The 4,441-nt window shown below is 48.1% G+C and carries 5 protein-coding genes and 2 rRNA genes; 2 read left to right on the top strand and 5 right to left on the bottom strand.

Features of this window, described 5'->3' with window-relative positions; all coding sequences use genetic code 11:
* Positions 1-192: 192 nt before the first annotated feature.
* The 3 genes from V6C93_RS28285 to V6C93_RS28275 form a co-directional block, all read right to left on the bottom strand.
* Complete coding sequence (locus V6C93_RS28285) at positions 193-492, bottom strand: ferredoxin (RefSeq protein ID WP_333480009.1); 300 nt, start codon at positions 490-492, stop codon at positions 193-195.
* 270 nt (positions 493-762) lie between these two features.
* Positions 763-1,284: a hypothetical protein gene (locus V6C93_RS28280; protein WP_333480008.1), complete on the bottom strand. Its 522-nt coding sequence runs from the start codon at positions 1,282-1,284 to the stop codon at positions 763-765.
* 125 nt (positions 1,285-1,409) lie between these two features.
* Positions 1,410-1,847, bottom strand: coding sequence for a hypothetical protein (locus V6C93_RS28275; protein ID WP_333480007.1), 438 nt, complete (start codon positions 1,845-1,847; stop codon positions 1,410-1,412).
* A 335-nt stretch (positions 1,848-2,182) separates the two neighbouring features.
* On the opposite strand from V6C93_RS28275, the gene V6C93_RS28270 reads away from it, so the two are divergent.
* Positions 2,183-3,070: a tyrosine-type recombinase/integrase gene (locus V6C93_RS28270; RefSeq protein ID WP_333480006.1), complete on the top strand. Its 888-nt coding sequence runs from the start codon at positions 2,183-2,185 to the stop codon at positions 3,068-3,070.
* Between the two features lie 546 nt (positions 3,071-3,616).
* On the top strand, positions 3,617-3,865 hold the full coding sequence (locus tag V6C93_RS28265) for a hypothetical protein (protein WP_333480005.1): 249 nt from the start codon (positions 3,617-3,619) through the stop codon (positions 3,863-3,865).
* A 210-nt stretch (positions 3,866-4,075) separates the two neighbouring features.
* Here the strand turns inward: V6C93_RS28265 and rrf are convergent.
* Both rrf and V6C93_RS28255 read right to left on the bottom strand, forming a co-directional pair.
* Positions 4,076-4,194 (bottom strand): 5S ribosomal RNA (gene rrf / locus V6C93_RS28260).
* Positions 4,195-4,254: 60 nt separating this feature from the next.
* Positions 4,255-4,441, bottom strand: a 23S ribosomal RNA gene (locus tag V6C93_RS28255); the annotation flags it as partial.

Genomic DNA, 4,441 nt, shown 5'->3' with positions numbered 1-4,441 from the left:
AGTGATTGAAGTACAGATCTAAAAAGAAAGCCTCTTTCCCGATAGTTGTATGAACAACTGCAACAAAAAGCTAGTGAGGGCTTTTGAGCGAGAAGACGACGGGGAACCCCCCAAACGACAAACCACAAAAATGAAACCGCTTTGGAGCTAGTAGCCAAAGCGGTTTCGTTGTTTTCAAGCTAAAAATCCTATTTAAAGGATTGCTTCCTCTTGGTGGGTAACGATGGTGCAATCAGACACAGGATAGGCAACACAGGTCAGCACAAACCCAGCATTAATTTGGTCATCGTCTAGGAAGTTCTGATCGGACTGGTCAACCTCACCCGCCGTAATTTTGCCAGTGCAGCTCGAGCAAGAACCTGCACGACAGGAATAGGGTAAATCAATCCCTTGCTCTTCCGCCGCGTCGAGAATGTACTCGTCGTCGGGAACTTCAATCGTGGTGTCGATGCCTTCAGCTTCGTTGACCAACCTTACCTTGTAAGTTGCCATTTACTGTTCCTTAGATTCTTTAATATTCTGTTACAAGAGTAGGAGAGTATATGTACTTAGTCAACTAATCAGTTAATCGCTAAAATCAATGGCGCTAATAGCCGAACATTTATTTGCCATCAAAACACCCAAGGGAGCCGGAGCCATTATGTTGGCAAGCCACAACATGTAGCGAGCCACTTGAGGACGACACTCCGACCCAAAAATCGACTGACGAGCAAGCGGGTCGGAGTGTTTAGGGAAAGCGGGCGCAACAAAAAAGAGAACTTACTAGTGGTGACGGCCCATCCACTTAGCGGCCACCGCTCCCATAATCGCACCTACCAGGGGATTACTGAGAAACTTCATAATGCCTGGTTGTTCAGCTAACACGGCTTGGAAAACGTCAGGGTGGTTGTGATAAGTGAATGACGCGAGTTTGCTGACATCATCCGCACTCATGCGATTGGGGTGATGGGTAGAAAGACCCAACTGTTGCTCAAGGGTACGCTCACTCAGCCCTCTTTGATGTAAGTGCTTGAAAAACGCACGAGCCACATCATCTCGTTCATTTGGCTTGATTTGAGCGATCGCATGGAGCAGTTCCGGCTCCATTTGGCTGGCGGGAATGCGCGAGGGATGCAACGAGCGACTGAATAATTGGCGGCGTTCGTCCTGGGATGAACGTTGGGCAAAATCATCAAAGTTTTCGTATTCTTGCGCCGAATTCGTCGGAGCGTCGGCTAGGGGTTCCGTATTCCCTTGAGCCAAATCGCTCATAATTTGACGCTTGTATTGTTCACTGCTAGTCACTTGATTTATCTCCTTTTCTTCCTCCAACGCAGGCAAGGGGAAATTAAGTCTTAAGCTTTTGAAGGCTTAGCTGACGCTTATTCACTCCGTCCTTGGTAGACAAGAGCGCCCTCACTCGTCAGGAGTTACTTGTATTCAATTTGCTTTGACTGCTCGTCATACTGAGCCGTCAAAATCAGTTTTTTATCAGGGGCGTACATCAAAACTTTTAAGTCTTGATTAGGAAAATTCTTGTGAAATCCTTGTACTAAAGATTTAGCTAAAGGCTTCACTTCAGTGGGACGAACTTGAGGCGCAATCACAACACCTAACTTGTTGTTGTCACGCACATAGGCATCTTGAATCAGTCCATGAGCCGTCTTGACAACCCAGCCTCCGAAATCTTGTCCGGCAGAGGTGTTACCGCGTTCTAGTTGGGTATAATCCCCGTTACGACTAATTGTCGGGAGATTGGTGGTTGGTTGTCTGGCTTGAACCGCACTGCTACAGGCAGCCGTTGTTGTGAGGACTAAAATTAAAACAAGAGCCATTACAGTTCGGAAGAGCGACTGAAGTAGACTCATTTTTGTCTCCTCCAAAAACTACATAGTAAAAACAGAATTTTGATGATTTTTTACTTCAAAACTTTTTCTCTTTGGTTGACAACTATAGATTACCGAGTTGAGCTAATCTCTCCCATCTTCCTCATGAAATAACTTGGAAAATCAAGAGAAATACTTGAAAAACCTGGCTGAGTACATCTAATCAGAAGTTTCAAGAGCTGGGGAACTTCCGATTAAAGCCAATGAATGTATGCCACTGCCCTCTGACATAATGATGGTTATGTTACGGTACAATCGATTTCATCACCCAGGATTGGGGCATCGGGATTGAATCGTCCTGAAGGAATGGGCTGCTAATGTTATCGCGAATTTCTCAAGTTGTTCAGACTCCTCGCTTAGGAGTCGCTGATTGCAACAGCGACGCCGAACTGATTGACCTGTGGCTACACGATAAAACCCCCAATACCGTCGATGCCTACCGCAGAGATGCAGAAGAATTCCGGTGGTTTGTTGAGGATAAGCCACTTTATCGGGTTGTCCTCAATGACCTGATGCTCTACTGTGACGCTCTGACGCAGCAAGGACGCGCACCCGCTACTGTCAACCGCAAGTTGAGCGCCGTCAAATCGCTGCTGAGTTATGGCGTCATGATTGGCTACCTGCCCCTAAACGCTGGTGCGGCGTTCAAACTTCCCAAGCTGGACGACTCTCTAGCCGAGCGAATTCTCTGTGAGTCTCAAGTGCTGCGGCTGATTGACGCCGCCAATCCAGGACGCGATCGCACGCTGCTCCGGTTCCTCTACGAATCCGGATGTCGGGTATCAGAACTAATCGCGTTGACCTGGCGGAACCTACAGCCGCGTGATGATGCAGGACAGGTGCGAATCCTTGGTAAGGGGAATAAGACCCGCGTCGTGCTGCTGACTCCTCAACTCTGGAGTGCTCTAATGGCACTTAGAGGCAAAGCACCGCTTAATGAGCCAGTGTTTAGGTCGCTTCACTCCGGTCAAAAGCTGAATCGCTCTGATATTAACGATTTAGTGACTAGGGTGGCAAAAAAAGCCGGAATTCAGGTGAATGTTAGCCCACACTGGCTGAGACACGCTCACGCCTCGCACTCTCTTGAGAGAGGAGCGCCGATTCATTTAGTCCAGGCAACTCTAGGACACTCTAATCTGCAAACGACTGGACGTTATCTCCACGCCAGACCGACGGATAGCAGTGCTCGGTATCTACCGAGATAGCGATGTGTCAGGATGGTTTCATCCTCAGATAGAGTTGAGGTAGGCTGTTGAGAACGATTGACTTGCCCTACAGAGCGTGATGTAGGTGACTTGTATTACTCACAAAAACGGCAACGATCACTGGCGAGTTGGCTTTTCAATCACTGGGCGCAACGGCTGAATCTCGGATATTAAAAGTGTTGATGTTCTGCATAGCTTGACATCCTCACCGCACTTTTAGGGCGGTGATTCCTAAACCTCGCGATTTAGGTTTCTGCTTCAATGCAACTGCCTCCACTCACGAAGAGAGATTTGGTCTTATGTTCGCTCCACAGACTATCCTCGCAAGCCCTGCGGTTCTTATGTATCGAAATTCATTCATAATTTCTTTTTGTATCTGGTTGATTCAAGGGATGTCCACCATTGCCCCATCTTCTTTTCCCGGTCTACCGATTTTTCTTCCCCGTTGCGAAGCCTCGCAAACTTTGGTGTTAGGGTTTATGTCTCCATCGTCGCGGGTGGGTCAGTGACCATTTCTATTTTAACCCGATATCTTACTGTAAAGCCGTGCTAGAAGCACGGGGTTTCAAACCCATTTCTCTGATGATGTCAGCCCAAGCTACTCTAAAGCAAGACAACATCGAGCAGACCCTGGAGGAAATTCTTGCCTCTGGAGAAATTACCCTCAACGAGCAGCGTTGGTTAATATCACTGTGCTTTGAGGGCTTCCTGAGTTATCAACAAGAGGATTTAGTTAATCAAGTATACGAAGCCCTACGCGATGGATTGCTCGTAGTTGTTAATGAAAGAAACTGATCAATTGACACGGCTAAAGCCGCTTGCAATTCATCTCACGAAAAAAAGACGTGGGCTTTCTTGCTTGTGCTCTGCTGAGTTTAACTCCATTGCTACTCGAGGGCGCTCTGTAACTGATCCGTGTGATTCTGCGCAGGGCAGGAATCTCGGCCCTATATCAAAAAGCCTCGTTCCTCCAGGGGGAAAGAGGCTCGCTAGTAAGAAGAGAAGACCTGGCACCGAGCTATTTTCCCCTGGGGCTACCCCCGAGAGTATCTTCGCCGCAGCAATGTTTCACCTCCGAGTTCGGGATGGAGTCGGTGTGGGTCCATCGCGCTGTTGGCACCAGGAAAGCTTGTTTAAGGCAACAGAGCCTTCAAGACTGCATAGCAACAATTGTGTTAGGTAATGAGGTCAAGCCCTCGGTCGGTTAGCACGCCTCGGCTGCATCCATTGCTGGACTTCCACCTAGCGCCTATTAACAGGTAATCTTCCTGTGACCTTACTGGATTAATTCCATGAGAGCACTCATCTTGAGGTGGGCTTCCCACTTAGATGCTTTCAGCGGTTATCCGCTCCGCACATGGCTACCCAGCG

Origin of the sequence: Allocoleopsis sp., assembly GCF_036703385.1 — a bacterium.
In the GTDB taxonomy this organism is placed as follows: Bacteria; Cyanobacteriota; Cyanobacteriia; order Cyanobacteriales; family Coleofasciculaceae; genus Allocoleopsis.
The sequence above is the reverse complement of the archived record's forward strand: the minus strand, read 5'-3'. Positions and strand labels throughout refer to the sequence as shown.